Below are 25217 nucleotides of genomic sequence, written 5' to 3' on the forward strand. Positions count from 1 at the left end.
AGACTTCTTCCCCGCAAACCGAGGCCCCTGCGTCTTCCGCCCCTCAGGCTTCGGCTTTCGAGCAGATGGGCGCGGCCTTTCGTCTGCCCGGCGTGGACATTGAGGCGCTGAAGGCGCAATGGCAGGCCCAGTTGAGCAAGCTGCCGGGCTTCTCGCCCGACCTGTTTCAGTCGTGGCTGCAGCAGTCGCCCCTGGCGGGCCTGAACGTGCCCGGCCTCAAGCCGGTGCAGCAGGCTGTAGACACCGTCAGCCACGGCATGTCCGACGATCTGAAGTCGCTGGCCACCCTCAAGGTCGAGCCGGAGGCGCTCAAGTCCATCCAGAGCGAGTACCTTCAGCGCGCCACCGAACTCTGGAACCAGGCGCTCACCCAGCCTGAGGGCCTGACCGTCAAGGACCGCCGCTTTGCCGCGCCCGAGTGGAGCCAGAGCCCGGCGAGTGCCTTCATGGCCTCGATGTACCTGCTCAATGCCCAGACCATGCAGCGCCTGGCCGACAGCCTTGACGGTGCTGAGAAAGCCCGTGAGCGCGTGCGCTTTGCCGTTCAGCAATGGTCGGCCGCCATGTCGCCGAGCAACTTCCTGGCGCTCAACCCCGAGGCCCTGAAAAAGGCCGTTGAAACCAAGGGCGAGAGCATTCAGCACGGCATCCAGCACCTGCTGGGCGACATCCGCCAGGGCCACCTGTCGATGACCGACGAGAGCGTGTTCGAAGTGGGCAAGAACGTGGCCACGACGCCCGGCACCGTCGTCTACGAGAACGGCTTCTTCCAGCTGATCGAGTACACCCCGATCACGGCCAAGGTGCACGCCACCCCCTTCCTGTTCGTGCCGCCGTGCATCAACAAGTACTACATCCTCGACCTGCAGCCTGACAACTCCGTGGTGCGCCACCTGCTCTCTGAAGGCCATCGTGTCTTCATGGTCAGCTGGGTCAATCCGGACGAAAGCCTGGCCCAGGCCACCTGGGATGACTACATCGAGCACGGTGTCATCCAGGCCATTGACGTGACCCGTGAGATCACGGGCGCGGAGCAGATCAACGCGCTGGGCTTCTGCGTGGGCGGCACGATGCTGGGCGTGGCGCTGGCCACCCTGGCGGCCAAGGGTCGCAAGCCCGTGGCCAGCCTGACCTTGCTGACGTCCTTCCTCGATTTTGCGCACACTGGCATCCTGGACATCTTCATTGATGAGGCTGCGGTGCGCATGCGCGAAATGACCCTGGGCAAGGACAGCCCGCAGGGCGGTGGCCTGATGAAGGGGGGCGATCTGGCTGCCACCTTCGCCTTCTTGCGTCCCAACGACCTGGTGTGGAACTATGTGGTGGGCAACTACCTCAAGGGCGAAATGCCTCCGGCATTCGACCTGCTCTACTGGAACAGCGACAGCACCAACTTGCCTGGCCCGTACTACGCCTGGTACCTGCGCAACACCTACCTCGAAAACAACCTGGTCAAGCCCGGTGCCGTGACCGTGTGTGGCGAGCCGCTCGACCTGCGCCGCCTCGACATGCCCACCTTCATCTACGGATCGCGTGAAGACCACATCGTGCCCTGGGAGTCGGCCTATGCCTCGACCCAGGTGGTCACCGGTCCCCGCACCTTCGTGCTGGGCGCTTCCGGCCACATCGCCGGCGTGATCAACCCGCCCGCCAAGAAAAAGCGCAGCCACTGGGTGACCGGCGCCAAGGTCAAGCAACTGCCGACCGATGCCAACACCTGGCTGTCCAGCGCCGACGAGCAAGCCGGCAGCTGGTGGACCGTGTGGGCCGACTGGTTGCGTGACCATGCCGGCCCGATGGTGGCTGCACCCAAGCAAGCAGGCAGCCGTAAATACCCTGCGATTGAAGCTGCGCCAGGACGATACGTTCTGCGCAAAGCCTGACAACGTGCCCACACGATGGGCATTTACCTTGACTGAAGGAGAAGATCTTGACTGACATCGTCATCGTTGCCGCCGCGCGAACCGCCGTGGGCAAATTTGGGGGCGCACTGGCCAAAACCCCGGCCAGCGAACTGGGCGCCGTGGTGATCAAGGACCTGCTGCGCCGTACCGGCCTGTCGGGCGACCAGATCAGTGAAGTCATCCTGGGTCAGGTGCTGACCGCTGGCTGTGGCCAGAACCCGGCTCGCCAGGCGGTGATCAAGGCTGGTCTGCCGCACGGCGTGCCCGCCATGACGATCAACAAGGTGTGCGGCTCGGGCCTGAAGGCCGTGATGCTGGGCGCTCAGGCCATCCGTGACGGCGACGCCGACATCGTGATCGCCGGTGGTCAGGAAAGCATGAGCCTGTCGCCTCACGTGCTGCCCAACTCGCGCGATGGTCAGCGCATGGGCAACTGGCAGATGGTCGACACCATGATCAACGACGGTCTGTGGGACGTGTACAACCAGTACCACATGGGCATCACCGCCGAGAACGTGGCCAAGCAGTACGGCATCACCCGTGAAGAGCAGGATGCGCTGGCCCTGGCTTCGCAGCAGAAGGCCGCTGCCGCCCAGGACGCCGGCAAGTTCAAAGACGAGATTGTCCCTGTGGTGATCCCGCAGAAGAAGGGTGACCCGCTGGTGGTGGACGCCGACGAGTACCTCAATCGCAAGAGCACAGCCGAAGCGCTGGCAGGCCTGCGCCCTGCCTTCGACAAGGCCGGCAGCGTGACCGCTGGCAATGCTTCGGGCATCAACGACGGTGCTGCCGCCGTGGTGCTGATGACCGCCGAGAAGGCCCAGCAACTGGGCCTGAAGGTGCTGGGTCGCCTGAAGTCTTACGCCAGCGCCGGTCTGGACCCCGCTTACATGGGCATGGGCCCGGTGCCCGCCTCGCGTCGTGCGCTGGAGCGTGCTGGCTGGCAGGCGTCCGAGCTCGACCTGCTGGAAATCAACGAAGCCTTTGCAGCGCAGGCCTGTGCCGTGCACAAGGAAATGGGTTGGGACACCAGCAAGGTGAACGTCAACGGTGGTGCGATCGCCATCGGCCACCCCATCGGTGCGTCGGGTTGCCGCATTCTGGTGACGCTGCTGCACGAGATGCAACGTCGTGACGCGAAGAAGGGCATTGCCTCGCTGTGCATCGGCGGTGGCATGGGCGTTGCTTTGACCATCGAGCGTTGAGACGCCTGGTTCAGGTCATCACACAAACAAAGAGGAGCACACCATGACTCAGAAAATTGCCTACGTTACCGGCGGGATGGGTGGCATCGGAACGTCGATTTGCCAGCGCCTGCACCGCGATGGCTACAAGGTGATCGCTGGCTGCGGCCCCAGCCGCGATTACACCAAGTGGATCGACGAGCAGAAAGCCCTGGGCTACACCTTCTACGCTTCGGTGGGGAATGTGGCCGACTGGGACTCGACCGTCGCGGCCTTCAAGAAGACCAAGGCCGAGCATGGCCCGATCGACATCCTGGTGAACAACGCCGGCATCACGCGTGATGGCATGTTCCGCAAGATGACCAAGGCCGACTGGGATGCGGTGATGGACACCAACCTCAACAGCATGTTCAACGTCACCAAACAGGTGATCGACGACATGGTGGACCGGGGTTGGGGCCGCATCGTCAACATCAGCTCGGTCAACGGCGAAAAGGGTCAGTTTGGCCAGACCAACTACTCGGCCGCCAAGGCGGGCATGCACGGCTTCACCATGGCCCTGGCTCAGGAAGTGGCCAACAAGGGCGTGACGGTCAACACCGTTTCGCCTGGCTACATCGGGACCGACATGGTGCGTTCGATCCGTCAGGACGTGCTCGACAAGATCGTGGCCACGATTCCCGTCAAGCGTCTGGGTACCCCCGAAGAGATCGCCTCGATGATCTCGTGGGTAGCCAGCGATGAAGCGGGTTTTGCCACGGGCGCCGACTTCTCGGTCAACGGCGGCTTGCACATGGGCTGATGAGGTCAACCCGGCCTGACTGGCTGGGTTGTGCCCAAGGCGCATGGGGCTTGGCTCCCACACCCTCCCGCCGTGCAGCGATGCCGGCGGGATTTTTTTTGGTCGCAACCTGGTGTGGCGCTCGGGTTCGCCCGTCTTGGGGCGGGCGTCAAGGGGGCGTCAGGCGGCCGCTTCTTGTTCGCGCACTAGGCGATCAAGGGCGGCGCACACCTCGGCAAAGCGCCCGGCAATGACCGTGCGACGGGCATCACTGGGATCGGTGCTGATGCGCACCCGAGTGCGACTGCCTGGGGCGATGCGCAAGGGGATGACCTGGGCCATGACGCCGTGGAGCGTGCTGCTGGCAGAGGGCTGCGGCGCACTCCAGGGCGTGATGGGCCGCGGTTTGACGGGGCGTGCCGCAGGCGCGGAGGCCGGGCGTGAACCGTCGGTGGAGGGGGGGCCGGCGAGGTGGGTCTCGCGGGCATGGAAAGCACGGGCCAGGTGATGAATCATGATGAACTCCCAAAGACAGCGTTGAAGTTCGGCAGGATTCCAGCAAAGGATCACCACGCGGGATTGCACCACCGGCCTGGTGATGCGAATGCCCGCCACCCGCATGGTGAGGAGAAAGTTTGCCTAGATCAGCAGCTGGTTGCGGATCAGGCCCACGGCCAGCCCTTCGAGTTCAAACTCGGGGTGGTCGGGTGAGACCAGGATGGGTTCGAAATCGGGGTTCTCGGGCAGCAGGGTGATGCCCTGAGGCGTGCGTTGAAAGCGTTTGACGGTGACCTCGTCGCCCAGGCGGGCGACCACGATCTGGCCATTGCGTGCCTCGCGGGCACGTGCCACGGCCAGCAGGTCGCCATCAAGGATGCCGGCGTCTTTCATGCTCATGCCACGCACGCGCAGCAGGTAGTCCGGGCGCTTGGCAAACAGGCTGGGCTCGACGGCGTAGCTTTGTTCGATGTGCTCTTGCGCCAGGATGGGGTGGCCGGCCGCCACGCGTCCGATCAGGGGCAACACGAGCTGCTCCAGTCCCGGTAGCGGGAGGTTGAAGGGCAGGCCCGACGATTCGGTGTCGCCGCGCTTGCGGGTTTCGTTCACCGTGCGCAGCGTGCCGGCTTTCAGGCGGATGCCGCGCGATGTGCCACCGACCAATTCGATGACACCCTTGCGGGCCAGCGCCTGCAGGTGCTCTTCGGCCGCATTGGCCGAGCGAAAACCCAGCTCGGCCGCAATTTCGGCACGCGTGGGTGGCGCACCGGTTTTGGCGATGGCACGCTGGATCAGCTCGAAGATTTGCTGCTGGCGGGGCGTCAGTTTGGGTTTATCGTTCGTCATCAGGTGTCGTGCCTTGAGCTGTGGGGTGTCCGGCGGGTGGCGACGTTGACTGTCATTCTATACAGGACTGTTTGTTTGTCCAGTATTTTGTCGGTGTTGAAGTGTGGACTTGAGGCGACGATGCAGAAGGTGGTGATTCTCGGGACGGGCGGCACCATCGCGGGGACCGGGCATGACCCGTCGCGTGCCTGGGCTTATCAGGCTGCGCAGTTGTCGGTCGCTCAACTGGTCGAGGCCGTGCCAGCCTTGCAAGGCGTGCCCCTGGAGGCTGTGCAGGTCGCCCAGGTGGACAGCAAGGACATGAGCTGGTCGGTCTGGCGGCAACTGGGGCGGGCCCTGCACCTGCATCTGGCGCGTGACGATGTGGCCGGGGTGGTCATCACCCATGGCACCGACACGCTGGAAGAAACCGCCTGCTTGTTGCAGGCTTTGCATGATGGCGCCAAGCCGGTGATCCTCACCGCCGCCATGTACCCGGCCACGTCGCCCCATGCGGATGGGCCTGCCAATCTGCAGGACGCGGTGCGGGTGGTGCAGGAAGCGGCGCGTCGCGGCTTGGGCGGCGTGGTGGCCGTGATGCACGGGCGGGTCTGGTCGGCCAACGATGTGCGCAAGTCGCACAGCCGCGCGCTGGATGCCTTCGATGGTGGCGGGGCGCTGCCGCTATTGACCTTCAAGCCCCTGGACGCGTCGCCAGACGAGGGCGTGGCCCAGACGTTGGCGGGCTTCGGCCTCAGAGCCGAGGCGCACCAGCAAGATGCGTGGACCGAGGAGGTCTGGCTTCACGCTTGGCCCGCCAGCGGCCGGCTGGGCTGGGGGTATCTGGAAGCCGATCCGCCCCGGGTGGAGATCGTGTGCAGCCATGCCGATGCCGATGGCTGGCTGGTGAGGGCCATGTTGGCCTACGGTGAGGCGGCGGAGCGGCCCTTGCGGGGCATCGTGGTAGCGGGCACCGGGCATGGCACGCTGCACGAAGGGCTGACCCAGGCCCTGCGCGAGGCGGCGCGCCAAGGGGTCACCGTCTGGCGAAGCAGCCGCGTGGCGCGGGGCGGGGTTCTGGCGCGTGAGGGCGACGAATGGCCGGCTGTGCCGGATCTGACGGCGGCCCAGGCCCGTGTGGCACTCACACTGTCCCTGTTGGCGGCGGGGCGCGCTGGATAGGTTGGGGGCGTGGGCCTTGTCCTGACTGTGGTGGCCAGCATGTCAGGACTGCCTTTGCTCCCTCCGGATGCGTCACTGACGACCCGGAACAGGACGCAGTGTGTCGTGCAGGTGTGAAAGCCTGATGACAGCGATGGCGTGCGTGCTGAATCAGCGCCCGCCGGTCACGTCGAGGATGGCGCCCGCCGTGTAGCTGGCCGCATCCGAGAGCAGCCAGGCAATGGCCTGGGCCACCTCCTCCGGATGGGCGGCGCGTCCCATGGGCAAGGTCGGCCCCAGGCGATCGGCCCGGTCAGGCTCGCCGCCGGTGGCATGGATGCCCGTGGCCGTGATGCCCGGGCGCACCGCACACACCCGCACGCCTTCGCCCGCCACCTCTTTGGCCAGACCGTGGGTGAACACGTCGATGGCGCCTTTGCTGGCGGCATAGTCCACATAGAGGGACGGGGAGCCGGTGCGCACCGCGCTGCTGGACACGTTGACGATCACGCCCCCCTGTCCGCCGTGTCGGCTGGACATGCGCTTGACCGCTTCGCGTGCGCACAGCATTGGCCCCACCACGTTGACGGCGAACATGCGCGCCAGGCGATCGGCATCCATCTCATCCAGACGTGCGGTGCGGTCAACGATGCCGGCGTTGTTGACCAGGCCTGTCAGCGGTGGCAGAGAGGTGTCCGCTGTGGCGAACAGGCGCAGCAGGTCGGCCTCGGTGGCCAGATCGGCCTGGGCGATGATGGCGCGTGGTGAGCCCAGTTGCAGACATTCGTCGGCCACGGCCTGCGCCAGATCGGCCCGGTGGGCGTAGTGGATGAGCAACGAGTGGCCTTGCGACGCCAGCAGGCGGGCGGTGGCGGCGCCAATGCCTTGGCTGGCGCCGGTGATGAGGGTGACGGCATTCATGGCTTTGACTTTACATTTCCTTTACGGACGGCACGCAGTTGGGACACCGTCGATCAGGACACTGTGAACATGAGCACAAACAAACGCAATCGATGGCTGTCGGGCTGGCGCCTGGCAGCAGGAGTGGCCTTGGTCGCGGCCGCAGGCTGGGGCATCAAGGCAGTCTATTTCAAGCCGCAAAGCGCGCCCCAGGTGATCACGGCCGAGGTGACGGTCGATGATATCGAGGATACCGTGCTGGCCAGCGGCACGATCGAGGCCTCGCAAGAGGTCAGCGTGGGCGCCCAGGTGTCCGGGCAGATCAAGCGCCTGCATGTGGCGCTGGGCGATCAGGTCCGCAAGGGGCAATTGGTGGCCGAGATCGACTCCACCACCCAGACCAACACCTTGCGCAATGCCGAGGCCCAGGTGTCCTTGCTGAGCGCGCAGCGTCAGGCCCGTCAGGCCCAGTTGCGCCAGGCCGAGTTGAGCTACCAGCGCAAGAAGGACCTGTTCAAGCTTGATGCTGGCTCCAAGGCCGATCTGGACGACGCCGAGGCCACGCTGGCCACCACGCGGGCCGAGATTGCAGCGCTGGACGCGCAGATCCGCCAGTCCAACATCTCGGTGGACACCGCCCGGGTCAATCTGGGTTACACGCGCATCGTGGCCCCGATCGACGGGGTGGTGATCGCGGTGGTGGCTGAGGAAGGCCGCACCGTGAACGCACTGCAGTCGGCGCCCACCATCATCAAGCTGGCCAAGCTCGACAAGGTGCAGATCAAGGCCGAAATCTCCGAGGCTGACGTGGTGCGGGTGAAACCGGGGCTGCCGGTGTATTTCACCATCCTGGGCGAGCCGCAGCGGCGCTACGAGGCCAAGTTGCGGGCCATTGAGCCGGTGCCGGAGTCCGAGCAGACGGACAACAAGGCCACGACGTCCAGCGCCACAACCGCCGCCATCTACTACAACGGCCTGTTCGATGTGGACAACCCCGAGGGCAAACTGCGGGTGGCCATGACGACGCAGGTGTTCGTGGTGCTCAACCGGGCTGACAAGACCCTGGTGATCCCGGCCACGGCACTGGGGCAGCGTGATCGCAAGAAGGGCACGTACGAGGTCAGGGTGCTGGAAGGCGAAGGGGCGGAGCAGAAGGTGAGCACGCGCCATGTCAAGGTGGGCCTGAACAATCGCGTGCAGGCGCAGGTGCTCGAAGGCCTGAAGGCCGGCGAGAAGGTGGTCGTGGGTGAGGGCAGTGCCAACGGCGCCGGCGGGGCCGGTGCGGGCCGCATGCCACGGATGTTCTGACGCCATGAGTGACAAGCAGACCCAGCGCGCCGCCCAGCCCGCCTTGCTGGAGGTGCAGGACCTGTGGCGGGAGTTCCCGTCCGGTGAAGGCAAGGTGGCCGTCCTCAAGGGCGTGAACCTGCGCATCGAAGCCGGCGAGATGGTGGCCATCATCGGTGCATCCGGTTCGGGCAAGTCCACCTTGATGAACATCCTCGGTTGTCTGGATCGGCCCAGCCGGGGTGTGTACAAGGTGGCGGGCCTGGCCACCGGTGATCTGGCGCCCGATGAGCTGGCGCGCTTGCGGCGCGAGCATTTCGGCTTCATTTTCCAGCGCTATCACCTGCTCAGCGACCTCAGTGCGCTGGGCAACGTCGAGATTCCCGCCATCTACGCGGGGCACAACACCAGCGACCGGCACACCCGCGCGGCCGCCTTGCTGGGCCGATTGGGGTTGGGCGAGCGCATCGAGCACAAGCCGGGGCAACTGTCCGGCGGCCAGCAGCAGCGTGTCAGCATTGCGCGCGCCTTGATGAATGGCGGCGACGTCATCCTGGCCGACGAGCCCACAGGGGCCCTGGACACGGCCAGTGGTGACGAGGTGATGCGCATCCTGCGCGAACTGCACGCCGATGGGCACACGGTCATCATCGTGACCCATGACCCCAAGGTGGCCAGCCATGCGCAGCGCATCATCGAGGTGTCGGACGGGGAGGTGGTGTCCGACCGGCGTCAGGATGGCGCGGACCAGCCCGGCGCAGTCAAACGCGAGCGTGCGCAATTGGCCCCTCATCCCTGGCGCGCCAATTGGGACCGTCTCACCGAGGCCTTCACCATGGCCTTGCGCGCCATGGCCGGCCACCGCTTGCGCACGCTCTTGACCATGCTGGGCATCATCATCGGCATTGCCTCGGTGGTGTCGATGGTGGCCCTGGGTGAGGGCTCACGCCAGCGCATCCTCAAGGACATCAGCGCGATGGGGACCAACACCATCGATGTTTTCCCCGGACAGAACTTTGGCGATCGGACCGCCGGACGCATCCGCACGCTGGTGCCGGCTGACGCCGATGCCCTGGCCAATCTCAACTTTGTGGACAGCGCCACACCCAGCGTGAACACCAGTGTGACGCTGCGGCGCGGCAATGTGGAGGCCACGGCCAACATCAATGGCGTGGGTGACCAGTTTTTCCGCGTCAAGGGCTACACGCTGGCCAAGGGGCAGGCGTTTGATGCCAGTGGCGTGCGCCGCCAGACCCAGGAGGCGGTGATCGATCCGAACACGGCCAAGGCCTTGTTCCCGGCAGGCGAGAACCCCGTAGGCGAGGTGATCTTTCTGGGCAGTGTGCCGGTGCGTGTGGTGGGGGTGACGGCACCGCAGGAAAGTGGCTTCATGGCCAGCGACAACCTGAACGTGTGGGTGCCCTACACCACGGTGATGCGGCGCATGCTGGGTCAGCGTCACCTGCGCAGTATCACGGTGCGCATCAGCGACACGGCGCCTTCGGCCGCAGCCGAGCAGGGCATCGTCAAGCTGCTGAGCCAGCGCCATGGCACGAAGGACTTCTTCGTGCGCAACAGCGACAGCATTCGCCAGACCATCGAAAGCACCACGCAGACCATGACCTTGCTGATCTCGTCGATCGCGGTGATCTCGCTGATCGTGGGCGGCATCGGCGTGATGAACATCATGCTGGTGTCGGTGACCGAGCGCACCCAGGAGATCGGCGTGCGCATGGCGGTGGGCGCGCGTCAGAGCGACATCTTGCGCCAGTTCCTCATCGAGGCGGTGCTGGTGTGCCTGCTGGGCGGCATCCTGGGGATTGCGCTGGCGTTGGGCATCGGCGCGGTGTTTGATTACATCGGGGGCAGTTTCAGCATGGTGTATTCGGTGACGTCCATCGTGGCGGCCTTTGGCGTGTCCTCCTTGATTGGCGTGGTGTTCGGCTTCCTGCCGGCGCGCAACGCGGCCCGACTCGATCCGGTGGATGCCTTGTCGCGGCAGTGAGGATAAGAGAACATGAAAGCAAAACACATGAAGAGCCATGGCGAGCACACGTCGCGCCGCTGGGCCGTGGTGGTGCCCACGATGATGGCCGTCCTGGCCTTGACCGGGTGCGCCACGCGCACGGCGTACGAGCGGCCGGCGGTGCAGGTGCCGGGCGCCTGGCTGCAAGGGGCGGGCGCTGCACCGACCGCGGCGGCCGCCTCCAGCCCGACGGGCGCACAGGCGGCTGTGCAGGGACTCAGCCCTTGGTGGCCTGAGCTGCACGACCCGAGCCTGACACAGCTGATCGAAGACGCTCTGGCGCGCAACAACAACCTGGCCCAGGCGGCCATCAAGGTGCGGCGGGCACAACTGGTGGCGGGCCAGGCGGCGAGCGACCGGCTACCCGGTGTCAGCGTGGGCGCCAGCACCAAGGCCTCTCAGGCGATCGACGGCGGCGCTACCACGCGCACCCACTCCCTCACCGCGAGCGCCAGTTGGGAGGTGGATTTGTGGAATCGCTTGGGGGCCTTGCGCGATGCCGCCGAGTGGGAAGCCCAGGCGACGGAGCAAGACCGCCAAGCGACGGCCATGGCCCTGGTGGGCACGGTGGCCAGCCAATACTGGCAAGTGGCCTACCTGAACCAGCGGGTAGCAGCCAGCGAGCAAAGCATTGCCTATGCGCGCCAGACCCTCAAACTGGTGCAAGGCCAGTACAGCGTGGGCAGCATCTCGGGTCTGGAGGTGGCGCAGGCCACCCAGGCCCTGGCCAGCCAGGAAGCGAACCACACACAGTGGTTGCAGCAGCGCGTGCAGGCGCGCAATGCCCTGGCCATCTTGTTCGATGGCCCGCCGGGCGTTGCTCTGAACGAGGCCGTGCGACTGCCTGACGGGGCCTTGCCGCCGGTTGCCGCCGGGCTGCCCGCTTCTTTGCTGAGTCGCCGGCCCGATCTGCGTGCGTCGGAGTGGCGTTTGCGCAAGAGTGTGGCGTCCGTGGATGCCACCCGCGCGAGCTTTTATCCGTCCCTGACGCTCACCGGCAGCGTAGGCGGCAGCAGTTCCGCCTTGTCCGATGTGTTGCGTGACCCGATTGGCACGCTTGGCGCTGGTTTGTTGCTGCCTTTTGTGCAGTGGCGTGACATGGCGCGCAGCGTGGCCATCTCCGAGGCCGACCACGAGATCACGGTGCGCGCGTACCGGCAAAGCTGGTACGAAGCGCTGGCCGATGTGGAAAACGCCTTGTCGGCGCGGGTGCAGTATGAAGACCAGGGCGCACGTTTGGCCGAGGCCCTGACCGCATCCCAGACCGCCGAACGCCTGGCCGAGGCCCGTTACCGGGCCGGCGCCACGGCGCTCAAGACCTGGCTGGATGCGCAAGAAACCCGTCGTCAGGCCGAAAACAGCCTGGCGCAAAATCGCCTGAACCGTCTCAATGCGCTGGCCACCCTGTATCAGTCACTGGGCGGTGGCCTTCAGCCAGCGTCGGATCAGGGTGAGTGAGGGAAGGGGGCGCCTGGATGGGGCCCGGGATGGCGCAGGCTGGCGTCGAGGGTGTCAATCAACTCGGCCCAGTCTGAATCGTCCTGCAACTCTTCGCTCAGGAAACGGGCTTGCTCGGGGCGCCAGAACGGCGCTTCGGACAAACTCACCTCGGGCGGCAGCGGGCGATGCACGGCAATGAAACGCGACACATCGGCACGCGTGTCGGGCAGGCCCAACTGACGAAACAGCTCGCTGAGGGTGTGAACAGCTGGGTCCATCTCGGCACCTCCTGTACGTGGCGAATAGCCTGTTGTACTGCGATGAACGCCGCGCGTCAACCCGTCTGCCCCCGCCCTTAGTGAGCAAAGGTCAACGCAGCACGAGCACACTCGCGGGGGTGCGACGCAGCAGGGCCGAGGTGGTGGTGCCCAGCAGTTTCTGGCGCCACCCCGTGTGGGTGAACGCGCTCATGACCAGCAGCGGCAGTTGCTGGATGGTCAGGTGACGGGCCATCACCTGCGCCACGTCACCGGATTCGATCACGAGGTGGGTGCTGAAGCCGGCGTCAGCCAGACGCTGAGCAGCCTGCGACATTTCGGCCTGGATGTCGGCCTTGCGTTCGCCCACGTGCACCAGATGGCAGGGCAGTCCTTGCAGCAGGTCACACTCGGCGACCGCGTCAACCAGTTGCAGCGACTCGGCGCCACCGTGGTAAGCCAGCGCGAAGGCCGTTGGCGGTGCGAAGTGGGAGCGGGTGACCACCAGCAGAGGCTGTTGAACGGCGTGAAGTGCCTGTTCCAGATGGTGGGAGTCTTGTCGCCACGGACTGTCCAGGTGATGGGAGTGCAGGCCCATCACCACCATGCGGGTCTCCTGGCTCAAGTCCAGCAGGGCATCGGTGAGATTGCCCTGGCGCAGGCTGAGGTCGATCAGGGTCTGCCCCAGGTGCAGCGCGCGTGCACGCACCCCTTCGAGCAACTGCTGGCTGTGTGATTGCCCCCCGATGATGTGGCTGGCGGGCATGGCGTCCAGCGCCTGGGTGCGTGTGGGGCTGGCGTCGTAGCCGGTCAGGTCCCTGAAGTGGGTTTCGCCGGTGTGGGCTTCGCTTTCGTCGATCACCTGCAGGAAATTCAGCGGCGCATGGAGGCGGCGTGCTGCCCAGGTGGCTCCGTCACACACGGCCGAGGGGTGGCCTTGCGCATCCACGCAGGCCAGGACCGTGTTCATCGTGAGCGCAGGCTGAAACATGTCTGTGATTGTAGGTGTGTGCCACAACCGGATGGCGCGGTCATCATGTCGGCCTGACAGCGTGGGTGCCCCTTGAGGCGGCCCCTCACAGGTTCATGGACGGCAGCAGCTTGCGCCAGATCTCGTGGCTCGTCTGGTCGAAGGCCAAGACGCTTTGCGTGAAGTCGCGCCGCATCTGGCTGTCGACCAGAGGATCGGGCAGCAACGGATCGAAAATCAGCTGTCGAATGGACTCGTTGCCCAGCAAATAGCACTCGCGCGCGGCGGCATCCAGCTCCAGCTCGTGCCAGCGGCTCAGCCATTGCTGCAGCTTCTGGCGGGTCTGGATGTAACCTTGCGTGAGGGCCTGACCTTGCCACAAGGTGCGAGCCCGGGCGTCCAGCTCGGCGTCCAGCTCGGTGGCGGTGAACACCGGGGCTGCGCTTTCCAGCCCCAGGCGGTGCAGTCGCTCTCGCGCGGCCGCCGTGTGGCCCTTGAGGTTGTCGGGCCGCACGTACAGGCCGCTGTCCAGGGCCTTGAAACCCAGGAGGGCCAAAGCACGGTCGCGGCGGCGCAAGGCCACCCGGTCACTGCGCCCCAGGGCGCCGGTGCTGACCATGATCCAGGCGCCCGACCAATCGGTGACGCGGGCTTCACTGTGGCGCCAGCCAGACAGATCCTGAGCCAGGTCAGTGGCCTGCGGCCCCAGTTTGTAGGTGCCGCGCCCGGCCGATTCAATCATCCCGGCAGCGGCCAGGCGCACCAGGGTGACGCGCACGCTGTTTTCGCGGATACCGAACAGTGCCGCCGACGCCACAGCATCGGCTGCGGTCACGGGACGCCCCTCAGCTGCGCGCATGAGATTGAGGATCAGGGATTTCGGGGCAGGAGAGGACATGACAGGCAATGTGCAAAAACACCCATGCAGGGGATGGTGTGCATCATACTTTCTGCATTCAGGTTTTCCTCATCCGGTAAACGCGGAGTGATCAGCGTCCGCGCCCCGCCCCTGTCATGGGCTCAGGCGGGCGTGCGTCGCCGAACCATCGCATCACTGATGTGGCGCAGTTGCACAACGCTCAGTTGGGCCGCCGCAGGGTAAATCTCGGTCTCCTCGCGCGCGGCATGCGCGGGGTAGGCGGTCGCAAACTCGTCGACCTCGGCGGGGGCCGCGCAGGACTGGCCTGCGGCCGTGGCGCTCAGCCAGGGGTGCAGGGCTTGCCACAGGCGGCTCAGGCTGACGTGCTGGGCTTCCAGTTCGTCGATGCGGGCGGTGAGCTCGGCTTGCCCCAAAGCGCGCAACGCCGGAAACAGGTCAAGGTCTTCATCGTCGTGGTGCAGCGGGGCGGCCATGTCGAAATAGCGCAGAATCGATCGCGCTGCTTCCTGGGCCTGATCGTCCGCGCCCCGCTCGGCGAGGTGGGCACGCAGGCGCAGTGTCAGACCGGCAAAGCGGCGAACCTTGTCATGGCAGGCCTGCAGCAACTCGATCGGATCGTCGATGCTGGGGGCCACGGGTTGCAAAAGTGGGCGCATGTCGCATTCTTAGCACGTCCGGGGTCAGGGTCAAAGCCCACAATGGACTAGTCCTTCCGATCGATAGGCAAAATGGTGTGGCTTCCCTAGAGTGACTGACAAGCTGCCGTCCGTCCATCTGGGCGACCACTGAGCCCCCACACCATGACCCGTCTGATTGATTCATTCCAGCGCCGCATCGATTACTTGCGGGTATCGGTCACCGACCGGTGTGACCTGCGTTGTACCTACTGCCTGCCCAAGGGTTTCAAAGGTTTCGAAGAGCCCGCGCATTGGTTGCGCCATGAAGAGATGTCCCGTTTGGTGGGCCTGTTCGTGGGTCTGGGGGTGAGCAAGGTGCGGCTGACGGGCGGTGAGCCACTGTTGCGTCGCGGTGTCACCGACCTGGCGCGCCAGATCTCGGCCTTGCCCGGTCTGCGCGATCTGTCGGTGTCAAGCAACGGCACCCAACTCGCCCGCCATGCTGCGGGTTTGCGCGAAGCCGGGGTGAGTCGCCTCAACATCAGCCTCGATTCGCTGGACGCCGATTGCTTTGCCCGCATCACCGGGCGTGATTGCCTGGCCGATGTGCTGGATGGCCTGCGCGCCGCCCGCGAGGCGGGGTTTCGCCCGATCAAGCTCAACATGGTGGTGCAGGCCGACGTCAACCTGGACGAGGTGCAGCGCATGGTGGCGTTTGCCATTGAGCAAGGTTTCGTGCTGCGCCTGATCGAGCCCATGCCTGTGGGGGACACTGGGCGTGCCACCCAGGGGGTGGACCTCAGCACGCTGGGTGAGCAGCTGGCTGCGCAACATGGCCTGGTGCCCGAGATCATGGGGCAGGGGGCCGGGCCCGCGCGCTACTGGTGCACACCCGATCGCCAGATGAGCCTGGGCGTCATCACCCCCATGTCCCAGCATTTTTGCGCGGCCTGCAACCGGGTGCGCCTGGGGGTGGACGGCACGCTCTACCTCTGCCTGGGGCAGAACGACCAGGTGCCGCTGGGCCGCATGATGCGGGACGGGGCCACGGATGCCGAGCTGGTGAATGCCATCCACGCCGGTATTGAGGCCAAACCCGAGCGCCATGAGTTCAACGAACGCCCCCAGCAGATCGTGCGGTTCATGTCACAGACCGGGGGTTGAGCATGCCGTGGGAACCCCATCGCCACCCTGATCTGTGTCCAGGGCCCTTGCCCTGACGGAGCCTGTATTGCCGATTTACTTCAAGAACCAGACCCTCTCTGCCGCCGATGCACCGCCCGAAAGCCTGCATCGGCGTTTGCGTTCACGTCTGGGTAGCATGGGCCTGGCCACCAAGCTGACGTTCATCGGGGGCATTTTCCTGGTGCTGGCGCTGGCTTCCATCGGCCTGACGCTGTGGGTGACCTGGCAGCTGGAAGGCGGCGCGGCGGCGGTCAATGAGGCCGGGCGCATGCGGATGCGCAGCTACCAACTGGCTTTGAGCCTGCAACAAAAGCCGGGAGACACGGCACAGTTCAAGGCCGAGGTGGCAGGCCAGTTGAATGACTTTGACCGCAGCGTGGCCTTGCTGCGGCGTGGCGATGCGTCACGTCCGCTGGCGGTGCCCTGGGACCGTCACACCCGCGCCCAGTTCGAGGGCGTGGTGACGCACTGGCAGAGTCTGCGCAACCAGGCGCTGGTGATTGCCAGCGGCACGGTCGCACCGAACACCTTGAATGCCCATGTGCATGAGTTTGTGGCGCAGGTGGACCTGTTCGTGTCTGCCGTCGAGCGACACCTGTCGGGCTGGACCACCTTGCTGCGCAGCTTTCAGCTGGCCATGATGGCCCTGGCGATTTTGAGCGCGCTGGCGCTGATGTACGCGGGCTATGTCGTCATCCTGGAGCCGGTGTCGCGGCTCAAGTCGGCCTTGCACGACATCGAGAAGGGGGATTTCGCCACCCGGGTGATCGTGGAGGCCGGCGACGAGATGGGCTCCCTGGCCGATGGCTTCAACAGCATGGCCGAGAACCTGCAGTCGCTGTATGGCAACCTGGAGACCAAGGTCCGCGAGAAAACCGCCAGCCTGGAAACCAAGCAACAGCGTTTGAGCGCCCTCTATGAGGTGGCGGCCTTCGTGGCCAGCGCCGAGACGCTGGAGGACCTGGCGCATGGTTTTGCACGCCACATGCGGCGCATTGCCCAGGCCGATGCGGTGGCCATCCGGTGGTCGGACGTGGCCAACGAGCGTTATGTGCTGCTGGGCAGTGACTGCCTGCCCCATGTCATGGCCGAAGAGGAGCAGTGCGTCTTGTCGGGAGACTGCCTGTGTGGCGCAAAGGTCGAGCCCGGCAGCCTGCCCAGTGTGCGGGTGATCCCGATTCTGGACGCCACGCGCAACCTCAACAGCCAGTCCGCCGGTCGGCGCATCCACGACCATTGCGAGCGTGCGGGCTACTCCACCTTGATCACCGTGCCGCTGGGCCTGCACCTGCGGGTGTTGGGCGAGGTCGAGTTGTTCTACAGGGGTGATCCGGCCCTGAGTGAAGAGGAGACGGCCCTGTTCGAAGCCTTGGCCAGCCACCTGGCCGGCGCCATGGAGAGCTTGCGGGCCGCTGCGCTGGGGCGCGAGGCGGCGGTGGCTTCTGAGCGTCAGTTGCTGGCGCAGGAGTTGCACGATTCCATCGCTCAGTCTCTGGCATTCCTGAAGATTCAGATGCAGCTCTTGCGCGATGCCATGGTGCGCCAGGACCAGCCTGCCATCGAGGCCGCGATGGCTGAGCTCGATGTCGGGGTGAAGGAGAGCTACAGCGATGTGCGCGAGTTGCTGTTGCACTTCCGGGTGCGCACGCACACGGACGACATCGAGCCGGCCTTGCGGGAGACGATCTCCAAATTCGAGCATCAGTCCAAGCTGCGGGCGCAGTTGAGTGTGCAGGGGCAGGGGCTGCCGCTGCCGCCCGATGTCCAGATCCAGGTGCTGCACATCGTGCAGGAAGCGCTCTCCAACACCCGCAAGCATGCCCAGGCGACCCAGGTGTGGGTCGACGTCCAGACCCAGCCCAGCTGGTGTGTGCGGGTGCGCGATAACGGTTGCGGGTTCGACGTCCAGTCGGGCCCCCCCAACACAACCCATGTGGGCATGAGCATCATGCGTGAACGCGCTCAGCGCATCGGCGCTGACTTGCGCTGCGAATCGGGCCCTGAGGGGACATTGATCGAATTGCGTTTGCCCAACTTGGTGGCCAGCCGCTCTGGCGGCCCTACTACCCAACCTGGTGCCTTGACATGACCGATACCCCACCTGTCCGCCTGATGGTGGTGGACGACCACAACCTGTTCCGTCGCGGGCTGATCGCCTTGCTGTCGCGGGACGCACGCGTCCATGTGGTGGCCGAGGCCCGCGATGCCGGCGAGTCACTCAAGCTGGGAGCCCAGCACCAGCCCGATGTCATCTTGCTCGACAACCACTTGCCCGGTGTTCATGGGGTCGAGGCCTTGCCCCAGTTGTGTGCCACGGTGCCCCGGGCGCGCATCGTCATGCTCACCGTGAGCGAGGATGCCAATGACCTGGCGCAAGCCCTGGCACGAGGGGCGGCAGGCTATTTGCTCAAGACCGTCGAGGGCGATGAGCTGGTCGACGCGGTGCTGCGCGCCACGCGCGGCGAATCGGTCTTGTCCCCCGAGATGACGGGCAAGCTGATGGCGGCCTATCGTCAAGTGGTGAGCAGTGCGCCAGCCGCTGGAGAGAGGCCCACCGGTGTTTCAGGCGCGCAGGAGGGAGGGCACGGCCCCGGAAGTGGCCACGAACATGGTCTCGGTGCGGGGCAGCCCGAGCCGGCTTCCGATCGCCCCAAGGACGAAGCACCTCTGCCTGTGTCCCGCCTGTCGCCGCGCGAGAACGACATCTTGCGTGAAATCGCGCGCGGGGCCAGCAACAAGGAAATCGCCCGTACGCTGCAGATCGCTGAAACCACGGTCAAGATCCACGTGCAGCACATCTTGCGCAAGCTGAACCTGACCTCGCGGGTGCAGGCGGCGGTGTTTGCGGTCACCGATCCACACCAAGGTTGATGCCGGCCTCCGCTTGTTGACCGGCCCTTCCTGCTCAACTTCACCACAACACGCGACTGAAACGCTGCTGCATCATGAGGGCGTTGTCACGCCCGTGTGATCACTTGAGCAGGCCGGTCGAACGGCCGACTTGCTCGATGACCAGGAAGTCTTCGGGCTTGGCAGGCACGAACTTCTTGGCGCCCTGCAGGTCCAGAACCGCCTTGTCGCCTGGCTTGCTGGCGTCCAGGGCCAGGAAGGCATTGGCAAACTTCTGCACGGTGGCGGCAGGCAGGTCCTTGCGCGCGGTCCAGACGTAGTCCACAAACGGCGGGGTCGTCCAGATGACCTTGACCTTGGACGGGTCCACCTTGCTGGCGGCCAGCATGCGGTTCCAGACCTCGATGTTCAGCGCACCGACCTGCACCTTGCCGGACTCGACCATCTTCACGGTGGCATCGTGGGCGCCGCTGTACAGGGGCGCGCCCGAGAAGTCCTTGTCCGCATCAATCTTGAACTTGGTGCTGAGGAAGTGACGGGGGAACAGGTGCCCGGAGGTTGAGCTCTTGGCGCCAAAAGTGAAGCTCTTGCCGCGCATGTCTTCGGGCTTGGTGATGCCCGAGGCGGTGTTGGTGATGAACACGCTCTGGAACTCGCGGTCAATGTCGCGCATCACGACGGGCTTGGCACCGGCCATCACCTTGGCCTGCACATAGGTGAAGCCGCCCAGCCAGGCAAAGTCGATCTTGCCGGCGGCCAGTGCCGAGACGGCCGCGCCGTAGTCGATCACCGGCACATAGACGACCTTGACGCCCAGGTTCTTTTGCAGGTGGTCCACCAGCGGCTGGTACTTGCGTGCCAACTCGGTCGGGTTTTCGTCGGGGATGCCGGAGACGCGGATCACGTCCTCAGCATGGGCGGTGGCGGCCAGCAGGGGGGCGAGGGCGAGCACGCCAAGGCGGCCGAGCTGGGTCAGACGTTTGAACATGGGGTGTTTCCTTGTGTCAGGCGGGTTGAAAGAACAGGGCGGAGGAGGCCGGTTGGCCCGCGCTGTGGGCGCTGCCTCGCAGCAGACGGGCACGCATGCGGTCACCGATGGCGTCCACCAGGGACACCACGGTCACCATGGTGAGCAGCAGCAGGGTCAGGTCGCGGGTGTGGAACAGGCTGATGGCGGTGTTCAAGGCATCGCCAATGCCGCCCGCGCCCACAAAGCCTACCATCACGGTGGCGCGCACATTGCACTCGAAGCGGTAGAGGGTGAACGCCGCCAGGCGCGCCCTGATCTGCGGCAGGACACCGAAGAGGAAGGTGCCCAGCGGGCTGGCACCTTGCGCCTGCAGCACCGCGGCCGGGCCGGGTTCGACCTCTTCCATCACGTCGCAGTACAGGCGCCCCATCACCCCCATGTTGTGCACGGCAATGGCCAGGATGCCGGCCAGCGGGCCGCCGCCCACCCAGACCACGAAGACCAGGGCCAGGGTCAGCTCGGGCATGGCGCGTGTGACCTGGAGCAGGCTGCGGCTGCCCCATTTGAAGCCCTGCGCGAGGGCCTGGGCCAGCGGTGAGCGACGCACGGGGTCGGGGAGGTAGCTGCCCGTCATCAAGGGCGCCACGGTCAGGGGGGCCAGCACAAAGGCGACGATGGCCGAGAGCACCGTGGCCACCCAGGCCATCATCAAGGTGTCGCCGGTCAGGGCCACCACGGACGTGATGAGGGGCAGGTCGGGCCGCATGTCGTCAAATGAAAACAGCGCCAGGCCGGGGGCCGACCACAGGTCTGTCCAGGGGATGTCCAGGCGCCACAGGGCCAGGGTGCCGCCGACGCCGGCCAAGGCCAGGGACCAGCGGGCCCCGCGCTGGCGCAGTTGCTGGCTGACGGCCTCCAGGATGAGCACAAAAGCCAGGACGGCCAGCAAGGTGGTGGCCAGCTTGTCGTACTCGAAGTAACGGATGCTCAGCGCGATCTCGCTGCCCAGGCCGCCAGCACCCACGACACCCAGGATGGTGCCGTTGCGGATGTTGCACTCCAGGCGAAACAGGGCGTAGGCAATCCACTGGCGCCGCACGGCGGGCACCACCGCAAAGGCCAGGATGCCCCAGCGCGAGGCGCCGGTGGCGCGCAGGGCCTGCACGGCGCGCGGATCGACCGCCTCGGCCAGTTCCGCATAGAGCTTGCCGATGCCGCCCCCGGAGGTCAGGGCAATGGCCAGCACGGCCGCGCCGGGGCCCAGGCCGAGCAGGCGCACAAAGATGTAAGCCCAGACGATCTCGGGCATGGCGCGCAAAAAGCCCAGCGTGAAGCGGGCCAGCCAGCGCAAGGCGGCCGCCGTCACGCGGACCAGGGTGGGCGCGCGTCGTGGTGGGTCGGGCAGGTCCGGCACCTGGATGGCCACGTAGGCCAGGCTCACGCCAAGGATGACGGCCATCACGGTGCCGAGCAGGCCGATCAGCAGGCTCTCGACGGACAGCGTCAGAACGCGGCTGACGAAGTCGGGCGACAGATCAGGATGCAGGAGGCCGCCCAGGATGGCGCCAGCATTGCCCAGGCCATCGCGGTCAAACAGCTTGCCCACCTGCGCGCCGGTCAGGGCCAGGCAGAGCTCGGCCGAGAGCAGGACGAGCAGCCACAGCGCCCAGCGTCGCCAGGGCTGGACCCGGTCAAATCCGCTCGCCGCTGCCTGCATACAACTGATCCAGTTGGCCGGACGAGACCTGATCGGGGGGCAGGTCGAACATGATCTGGCCGTTCTGGAGGCCAATGACACGGGTGCAGTCGCGCTTGACGATGTCAAACCAGTGGGTGCAGAACACCAGGGCCATGTGGCGGGTTTTGGCGGCCTCGATGATCAGTCGGGTCACGGCGCGGGCCGTATGCGGGTCCAGCGAGGCCGTGGGCTCGTCGGCCAGCAAGATGGCCGGATCGGCGATCAGGGCCCGGGCGATGGCCACACGCTGCATCTGGCCCCCGCTGAGCTCGCCCGCCTTGGCCCACTGGTGTTCGGCCACGCCCAGTTGCTGCAAGACCGTGTGAACCCGCTGGCGCTCGATCGGCCACAGTGCGGCCCGCAGCACCTTGTGCCAGGGCCAGGTCGACAAGAGGCCGGCCAGCACATTGGTGTGCACGGTGGACTGGGGCACCAGCAGGCTTTGCTGCTCGACGATGCGGCAGCGCGAGCGGTAGCGCTGGAGCTCTGGCCAACTGAAGTCGCGCATGGCGCGGCCATTGACCTCGATGACCCCAGCAGTGGGCCGCAGCGAGCCGGCCAGGAGTTTGATCAAGGTCGATTTCCCGCCACCGCTGGGCCCGATCAGGGCGACACGTTCACCGGCGCTCAGGCTTAGTGTGACGTGCTGGAGCGTGGGGCGCTCACCCCAATGCCTGCCCACATCGCGCAGATGGAGCTCGGGCGTCATGTCAACGCGAGCACGGCGCCCGCCAGCGAAAGAAGGAAATAGACATCAGCAAGGCAAGGTCGCGTGGCAAAGCGCCCCATTTTACGACCTCGGGTCCGGCGCAAGCGGCGCCTGACCTTGCGGGCGCCAGCGGGGCGGTGTGGGCGGATACTGATCCACATCAAGGTTGATGCAGGACTACTCCTTTTGACCGATTACCCCTGACCGACGGAAGGATGTTCAGAGAAGGGTTATTTTTGAACACTGCGAGACATAGGAATAGGAGCTTCCCATGTCTCAGAGAGGTAAGGCCTTATCGGTCTTGGTAGTCAGCACACTGGCCTTCACGGTGTGCTTCATGGTCTGGATGATGTTCGGCGTCATCGGGATCCCCATCAAGAAGGCCCTGGGGCTGACCAATGCCCAGTTTGGCCTGCTGACTGCGATGCCGGTGCTCACGGGCTCGCTCGTCCGGGTGCCGCTGGGCGTCTGGACCGACCGTTTCGGCGGTCGCATCGTGCTCTTCATCACCATGCTGCTGTGCGTGGTGCCCATCTACCTGATGTCCTACGCCACCCAGTACTGGCACTTCCTGGTGCTGGGCATGTTCGTGGGCCTGGCTGGTGGCTCCTTCTCGGTCGGTACGCCCTACGTGGCCCGCTGGTTCCCCAAGAATCAGCAAGGTTTTGCCATGGGGGTGTTTGGCGCGGGCAACTCGGGTGCCGCGGTCAACAAGTTCATCGCCCCGGCCATCGTGGTGGCCGCAGGCTGGACCATGGTGCCGCAGGTGTATGCCGCCATCATGCTGGGCACGGCCTTGTTGTTCTGGTTTGGCAGCTACTCTGATCCCAGTCACCTGGTTCAGTCCAAGGCCAGCTTCAGCGAGCAGTTCAAGCAGCTCAAGGACCCGCGTGTTCTGAAGTACTGCCAGTACTACTCCATCGTGTTCGGCGGCTATGTGGGCCTGAGCCTGTGGATGGTGCAGTACTACGTGGGCGAGTATGGCCTGGACATCCGTGTCGCCGCCTTGCTGGCCGCCTGCTTCTCGCTGCCGGGTGGGGTGCTGCGCGCCATCGGCGGTTATCTGTCGGACAAGCACGGCGCCCACAAGGTGACCTGGTGGGTGCTGTGGGTGTGCTGGATCTGCCTGTTCATCCTGAGCTACCCGCAAACCGCCTTCACCATCACCACGGTGGACGGCCCGCAAACCTTCCACATTGGCCTGAACGTCTACGCCTTCACGGTGGTGATGTTCGCCCTGGGCATCGCGATGGCCTTCGGCAAGGCCAGCGTCTTCAAGTACATCAGCAATGACTACCCCACCAACATCGGCGCCATCTCCGGCATCGTGGGTCTGGCGGGTGGCCTGGGTGGCTTCGTGCTGCCGATCATGTTCGGTTACCTGCTGGACCTCACCGGTGTTCGCTCCAGCGCCTTCATGTTGCTCTACGGCGTCGTCTGGGTCTCGCTGATCTGGATGTACATGACCGAAGTTCGCTCTCGTGACGTGGTGGGCGGTGAGCCCCAGCACGCTCCCGTCGGCAAGCGCGCCTGATTTCCCCCTCAAGGACACATCATGTCAACAATCAAAACCTCGGCAGGCAAGGCCCGCCCAGGCACGACCCTGACGGTCTGGACCCCAGAAGACAAGGCCTTCTGGGAAGCAGAAGGTCAGGCGGTTGCCAAGCTCAATCTGTGGATTTCGGTCCCGGCGCTGTTCCTGGCCTTTGCCATCTGGCAGATGTGGAGCGTCGTCGCGGTCAATCTGCCGATGATGGGCTTCAACTACAGCACCAACCAGTTGTTCTGGCTGGCCTCGGCGCCAGCGCTCTCCGGCGCCACACTGCGCATCTTCTACTCCTTCATGGTGCCGCTGGTCGGTGGTCGTCGCTGGACGGCCATCTCCACCGCCTCGCTGCTGATCCCCGCTGTGGGCATCGGCTTCGCGGTGCAGGACCCCACCACGCCCTATCCGACGATGTTGATCCTGGCGCTGCTGTGCGGCTTCGGGGGCGGCAACTTCTCGTCGTCCATGTCCAACATCAGCTTCTTCTTCCCCAAGGAGCGCAAGGGCTCGGCCCTGGGCGTGAACGCTGGCCTGGGCAACCTGGGCGTGTCGGTGGTGCAGTTCCTCAGCCCCATCATCATCTCGGTGGGCCTGTTCGGCGTGCTGGGCGGTGAGTCGCAGACCATCGTCAACAAGGCCGGGCAGTCGTCCGAGATCTGGGCGCAGAACGCTGCCTTCGTCTGGGTGCCCTGGATCATCATCGTGAGTCTGGCCGCCTGGTTCTTCATGAACGACCTCGCGGACGCCAAGGCCTCGTTTGCCACGCAAGCTGCCATCTTCCGCAGCAAGCACAACTGGCTGATGTGCATCCTGTACCTGGGCACGTTCGGCTCCTTCATCGGCTACGCCGCTGGCTTCCCGCTGCTGATCAAGTCGCAGTTCAAGGAGGTGAACCCCCTGGCGTACGCCTGGATTGGTCCTCTGGTCGGTGCGCTGATTCGCCCGGTGGGTGGATGGTTGTCTGACAAGTTGGGCGGCGCCCGCGTCACCTTCTGGAATTTCGTGGTCATGGCCTTGGCGGTGGTGGGCGTGCTGTTCTTCCTGCCCAAGGGCACGGGCAGCGCCTATGCCTTGTCGATCGGCCCGGCAGCAGGCAACTTCACCGGCTTCTTCCTGATGTTCCTGGTGCTGTTCCTGACCACCGGCATTGGCAACGGCTCGACCTTCCGCATGATCCCGGTGATCTTCCTGAACCTCAAGACCAGCAAGGTCAAGCGCAACGACGAGGCCGGCATGAACGCCGCCATCAAGGAAGCGAACACCGAAGCGGCCGCTGTGCTGGGCTTCACCGCAGCCGTGGCGGCCTACGGCGGCTTCTTCATCCCCAAGAGCTATGGCACCTCGATCGGTGCGACGGGCGGCCCGGAGCTGGCGCTGATCACTTTCATCGGCTTCTACCTGCTGTGCATCGTGACCACCTGGTGGTACTACGCCCGCAAGGGTGCCGAGCAGCCTTGCTGATCCCTCACACGTGAATCTGACAGGAGTC

The 25217-nt window shown here is 65.4% G+C and carries 22 protein-coding genes; 12 read left to right on the forward strand and 10 right to left on the reverse strand.

What is annotated here, in order from left to right:
- Positions 1-65 precede the first annotated feature (65 nt).
- The 3 genes from AC3WW4_RS07925 to phbB are packed head-to-tail and all read left to right on the forward strand — an operon-like array spanning position 66 to position 3890.
- Positions 66-1883, forward strand: a complete 1818-nt coding sequence (locus tag AC3WW4_RS07925; RefSeq protein ID WP_488829706.1) for a PHA/PHB synthase family protein — start codon at positions 66-68, stop codon at positions 1881-1883.
- A 47-nt stretch (positions 1884-1930) separates the two neighbouring features.
- Positions 1931-3109 (forward strand): acetyl-CoA C-acetyltransferase, encoded by a 1179-nt coding sequence (locus tag AC3WW4_RS07930; RefSeq protein WP_488827846.1) that lies wholly within the window; start codon positions 1931-1933, stop codon positions 3107-3109.
- Positions 3110-3152: 43 nt separating this feature from the next.
- Positions 3153-3890: an acetoacetyl-CoA reductase gene (gene phbB, locus AC3WW4_RS07935; RefSeq protein WP_488827847.1), complete on the forward strand. Its 738-nt coding sequence runs from the start codon at positions 3153-3155 to the stop codon at positions 3888-3890.
- Positions 3891-4049: 159 nt separating this feature from the next.
- Here the strand turns inward: phbB and AC3WW4_RS07940 are convergent, their stop codons facing one another.
- Both AC3WW4_RS07940 and lexA read right to left on the reverse strand, forming a co-directional pair.
- On the reverse strand, positions 4050-4385 hold the full coding sequence (locus AC3WW4_RS07940; protein ID WP_488827848.1) for a hypothetical protein: 336 nt from the start codon (positions 4383-4385) through the stop codon (positions 4050-4052).
- A gap of 123 nt (positions 4386-4508) precedes the next feature.
- Positions 4509-5213: a transcriptional repressor LexA gene (gene lexA, locus AC3WW4_RS07945; RefSeq protein ID WP_488827849.1), complete on the reverse strand. Its 705-nt coding sequence runs from the start codon at positions 5211-5213 to the stop codon at positions 4509-4511.
- Positions 5214-5333: 120 nt separating this feature from the next.
- Between lexA and AC3WW4_RS07950 the strand changes: the two genes are divergently transcribed.
- A complete protein-coding gene (locus tag AC3WW4_RS07950; protein WP_488827850.1) occupies positions 5334-6374 on the forward strand; it encodes an asparaginase in 1041 nt (346 codons plus the stop codon).
- A 150-nt stretch (positions 6375-6524) separates the two neighbouring features.
- Here AC3WW4_RS07950 and AC3WW4_RS07955 read toward each other — a convergent pair whose 3' ends face one another.
- Positions 6525-7274, reverse strand: a complete 750-nt coding sequence (locus AC3WW4_RS07955) for an SDR family oxidoreductase (protein ID WP_488827852.1) — start codon at positions 7272-7274, stop codon at positions 6525-6527.
- Positions 7275-7343: 69 nt separating this feature from the next.
- On the opposite strand from AC3WW4_RS07955, the gene AC3WW4_RS07960 reads away from it, so the two are divergent.
- The 3 genes from AC3WW4_RS07960 to AC3WW4_RS07970 all read left to right on the forward strand — a co-directional run bounded on the left by AC3WW4_RS07960 (position 7344) and on the right by AC3WW4_RS07970 (position 12024).
- Entirely contained in the window at positions 7344-8561 is a 1218-nt protein-coding gene (locus tag AC3WW4_RS07960; RefSeq protein ID WP_488827853.1) for an efflux RND transporter periplasmic adaptor subunit, read from the forward strand.
- Positions 8562-8565: 4 nt separating this feature from the next.
- Positions 8566-10545 carry a MacB family efflux pump subunit gene (locus tag AC3WW4_RS07965; protein ID WP_488827854.1) on the forward strand — a complete coding sequence of 660 codons (1980 nt, stop codon included), beginning with the start codon at positions 8566-8568 and terminating at the stop codon, positions 10543-10545.
- Between the two features lie 81 nt (positions 10546-10626).
- Positions 10627-12024, forward strand: coding sequence for an efflux transporter outer membrane subunit (locus AC3WW4_RS07970; RefSeq protein WP_488829707.1), 1398 nt, complete (start codon positions 10627-10629; stop codon positions 12022-12024).
- Here the strand turns inward: AC3WW4_RS07970 and AC3WW4_RS07975 are convergent.
- From AC3WW4_RS07975 to AC3WW4_RS07990, 4 genes are all read right to left on the reverse strand, one after another.
- Complete coding sequence (locus tag AC3WW4_RS07975; RefSeq protein ID WP_488827855.1) at positions 12012-12284, reverse strand: DUF2789 domain-containing protein; 273 nt, start codon at positions 12282-12284, stop codon at positions 12012-12014. The genes AC3WW4_RS07970 and AC3WW4_RS07975 overlap by 13 nt on opposite strands.
- A 91-nt stretch (positions 12285-12375) precedes the next feature.
- Positions 12376-13233 carry a universal stress protein gene (locus tag AC3WW4_RS07980; protein WP_488827856.1) on the reverse strand — a complete coding sequence of 286 codons (858 nt, stop codon included), beginning with the start codon at positions 13231-13233 and terminating at the stop codon, positions 12376-12378.
- Positions 13234-13339: 106 nt separating this feature from the next.
- Complete coding sequence (locus AC3WW4_RS07985; RefSeq protein WP_488827857.1) at positions 13340-14131, reverse strand: PaaX family transcriptional regulator C-terminal domain-containing protein; 792 nt, start codon at positions 14129-14131, stop codon at positions 13340-13342.
- 122 nt (positions 14132-14253) lie between these two features.
- Positions 14254-14769 (reverse strand): hemerythrin domain-containing protein, encoded by a 516-nt coding sequence (locus AC3WW4_RS07990; RefSeq protein ID WP_488827858.1) that lies wholly within the window; start codon positions 14767-14769, stop codon positions 14254-14256.
- Positions 14770-14913: 144 nt separating this feature from the next.
- Between AC3WW4_RS07990 and moaA the strand changes: the two genes are divergently transcribed.
- From moaA to AC3WW4_RS08005, 3 genes are all read left to right on the forward strand, one after another.
- The gene (gene moaA, locus AC3WW4_RS07995) at positions 14914-15894 is read left to right on the forward strand and encodes a GTP 3',8-cyclase MoaA (RefSeq protein ID WP_488827859.1); all 981 of its coding nucleotides are present in this window, start codon (positions 14914-14916) and stop codon (positions 15892-15894) included.
- A 67-nt stretch (positions 15895-15961) separates the two neighbouring features.
- Entirely contained in the window at positions 15962-18004 is a 2043-nt protein-coding gene (locus AC3WW4_RS08000) for a type IV pili methyl-accepting chemotaxis transducer N-terminal domain-containing protein (protein WP_488827860.1), read from the forward strand.
- Positions 18001-18786, forward strand: coding sequence for a response regulator (locus tag AC3WW4_RS08005; protein ID WP_488827861.1), 786 nt, complete (start codon positions 18001-18003; stop codon positions 18784-18786). Before AC3WW4_RS08000 ends, AC3WW4_RS08005 begins: the two co-directional genes overlap by 4 nt.
- Before the next feature lie 100 nt (positions 18787-18886).
- On the opposite strand, the gene AC3WW4_RS08010 is transcribed toward AC3WW4_RS08005, so the two are convergent.
- Genes AC3WW4_RS08010 through AC3WW4_RS08020 form a run of 3 tightly spaced genes read right to left on the reverse strand, consistent with a single transcriptional unit; the run spans position 18887 to position 22182 of the window.
- Positions 18887-19753: a putative selenate ABC transporter substrate-binding protein gene (locus AC3WW4_RS08010; RefSeq protein WP_488827862.1), complete on the reverse strand. Its 867-nt coding sequence runs from the start codon at positions 19751-19753 to the stop codon at positions 18887-18889.
- A gap of 16 nt (positions 19754-19769) precedes the next feature.
- A complete protein-coding gene (locus AC3WW4_RS08015; protein WP_488827863.1) occupies positions 19770-21452 on the reverse strand; it encodes a PhnE/PtxC family ABC transporter permease in 1683 nt (560 codons plus the stop codon).
- Entirely contained in the window at positions 21427-22182 is a 756-nt protein-coding gene (locus AC3WW4_RS08020) for a phosphonate ABC transporter ATP-binding protein (RefSeq protein ID WP_488827865.1), read from the reverse strand. The genes AC3WW4_RS08015 and AC3WW4_RS08020 overlap by 26 nt, the downstream gene beginning before the upstream one ends.
- Before the next feature lie 271 nt (positions 22183-22453).
- Between AC3WW4_RS08020 and AC3WW4_RS08025 the strand changes: the two genes are divergently transcribed.
- A complete protein-coding gene (locus AC3WW4_RS08025; protein ID WP_488827866.1) occupies positions 22454-23716 on the forward strand; it encodes an MFS transporter in 1263 nt (420 codons plus the stop codon).
- A gap of 21 nt (positions 23717-23737) precedes the next feature.
- Positions 23738-25189 carry a NarK family nitrate/nitrite MFS transporter gene (locus AC3WW4_RS08030; RefSeq protein ID WP_488827867.1) on the forward strand — a complete coding sequence of 484 codons (1452 nt, stop codon included), beginning with the start codon at positions 23738-23740 and terminating at the stop codon, positions 25187-25189.
- Positions 25190-25217: the final 28 nt, after the last annotated feature.

It is taken from the genome of Aquabacterium sp. TM01, assembly GCF_057808345.1.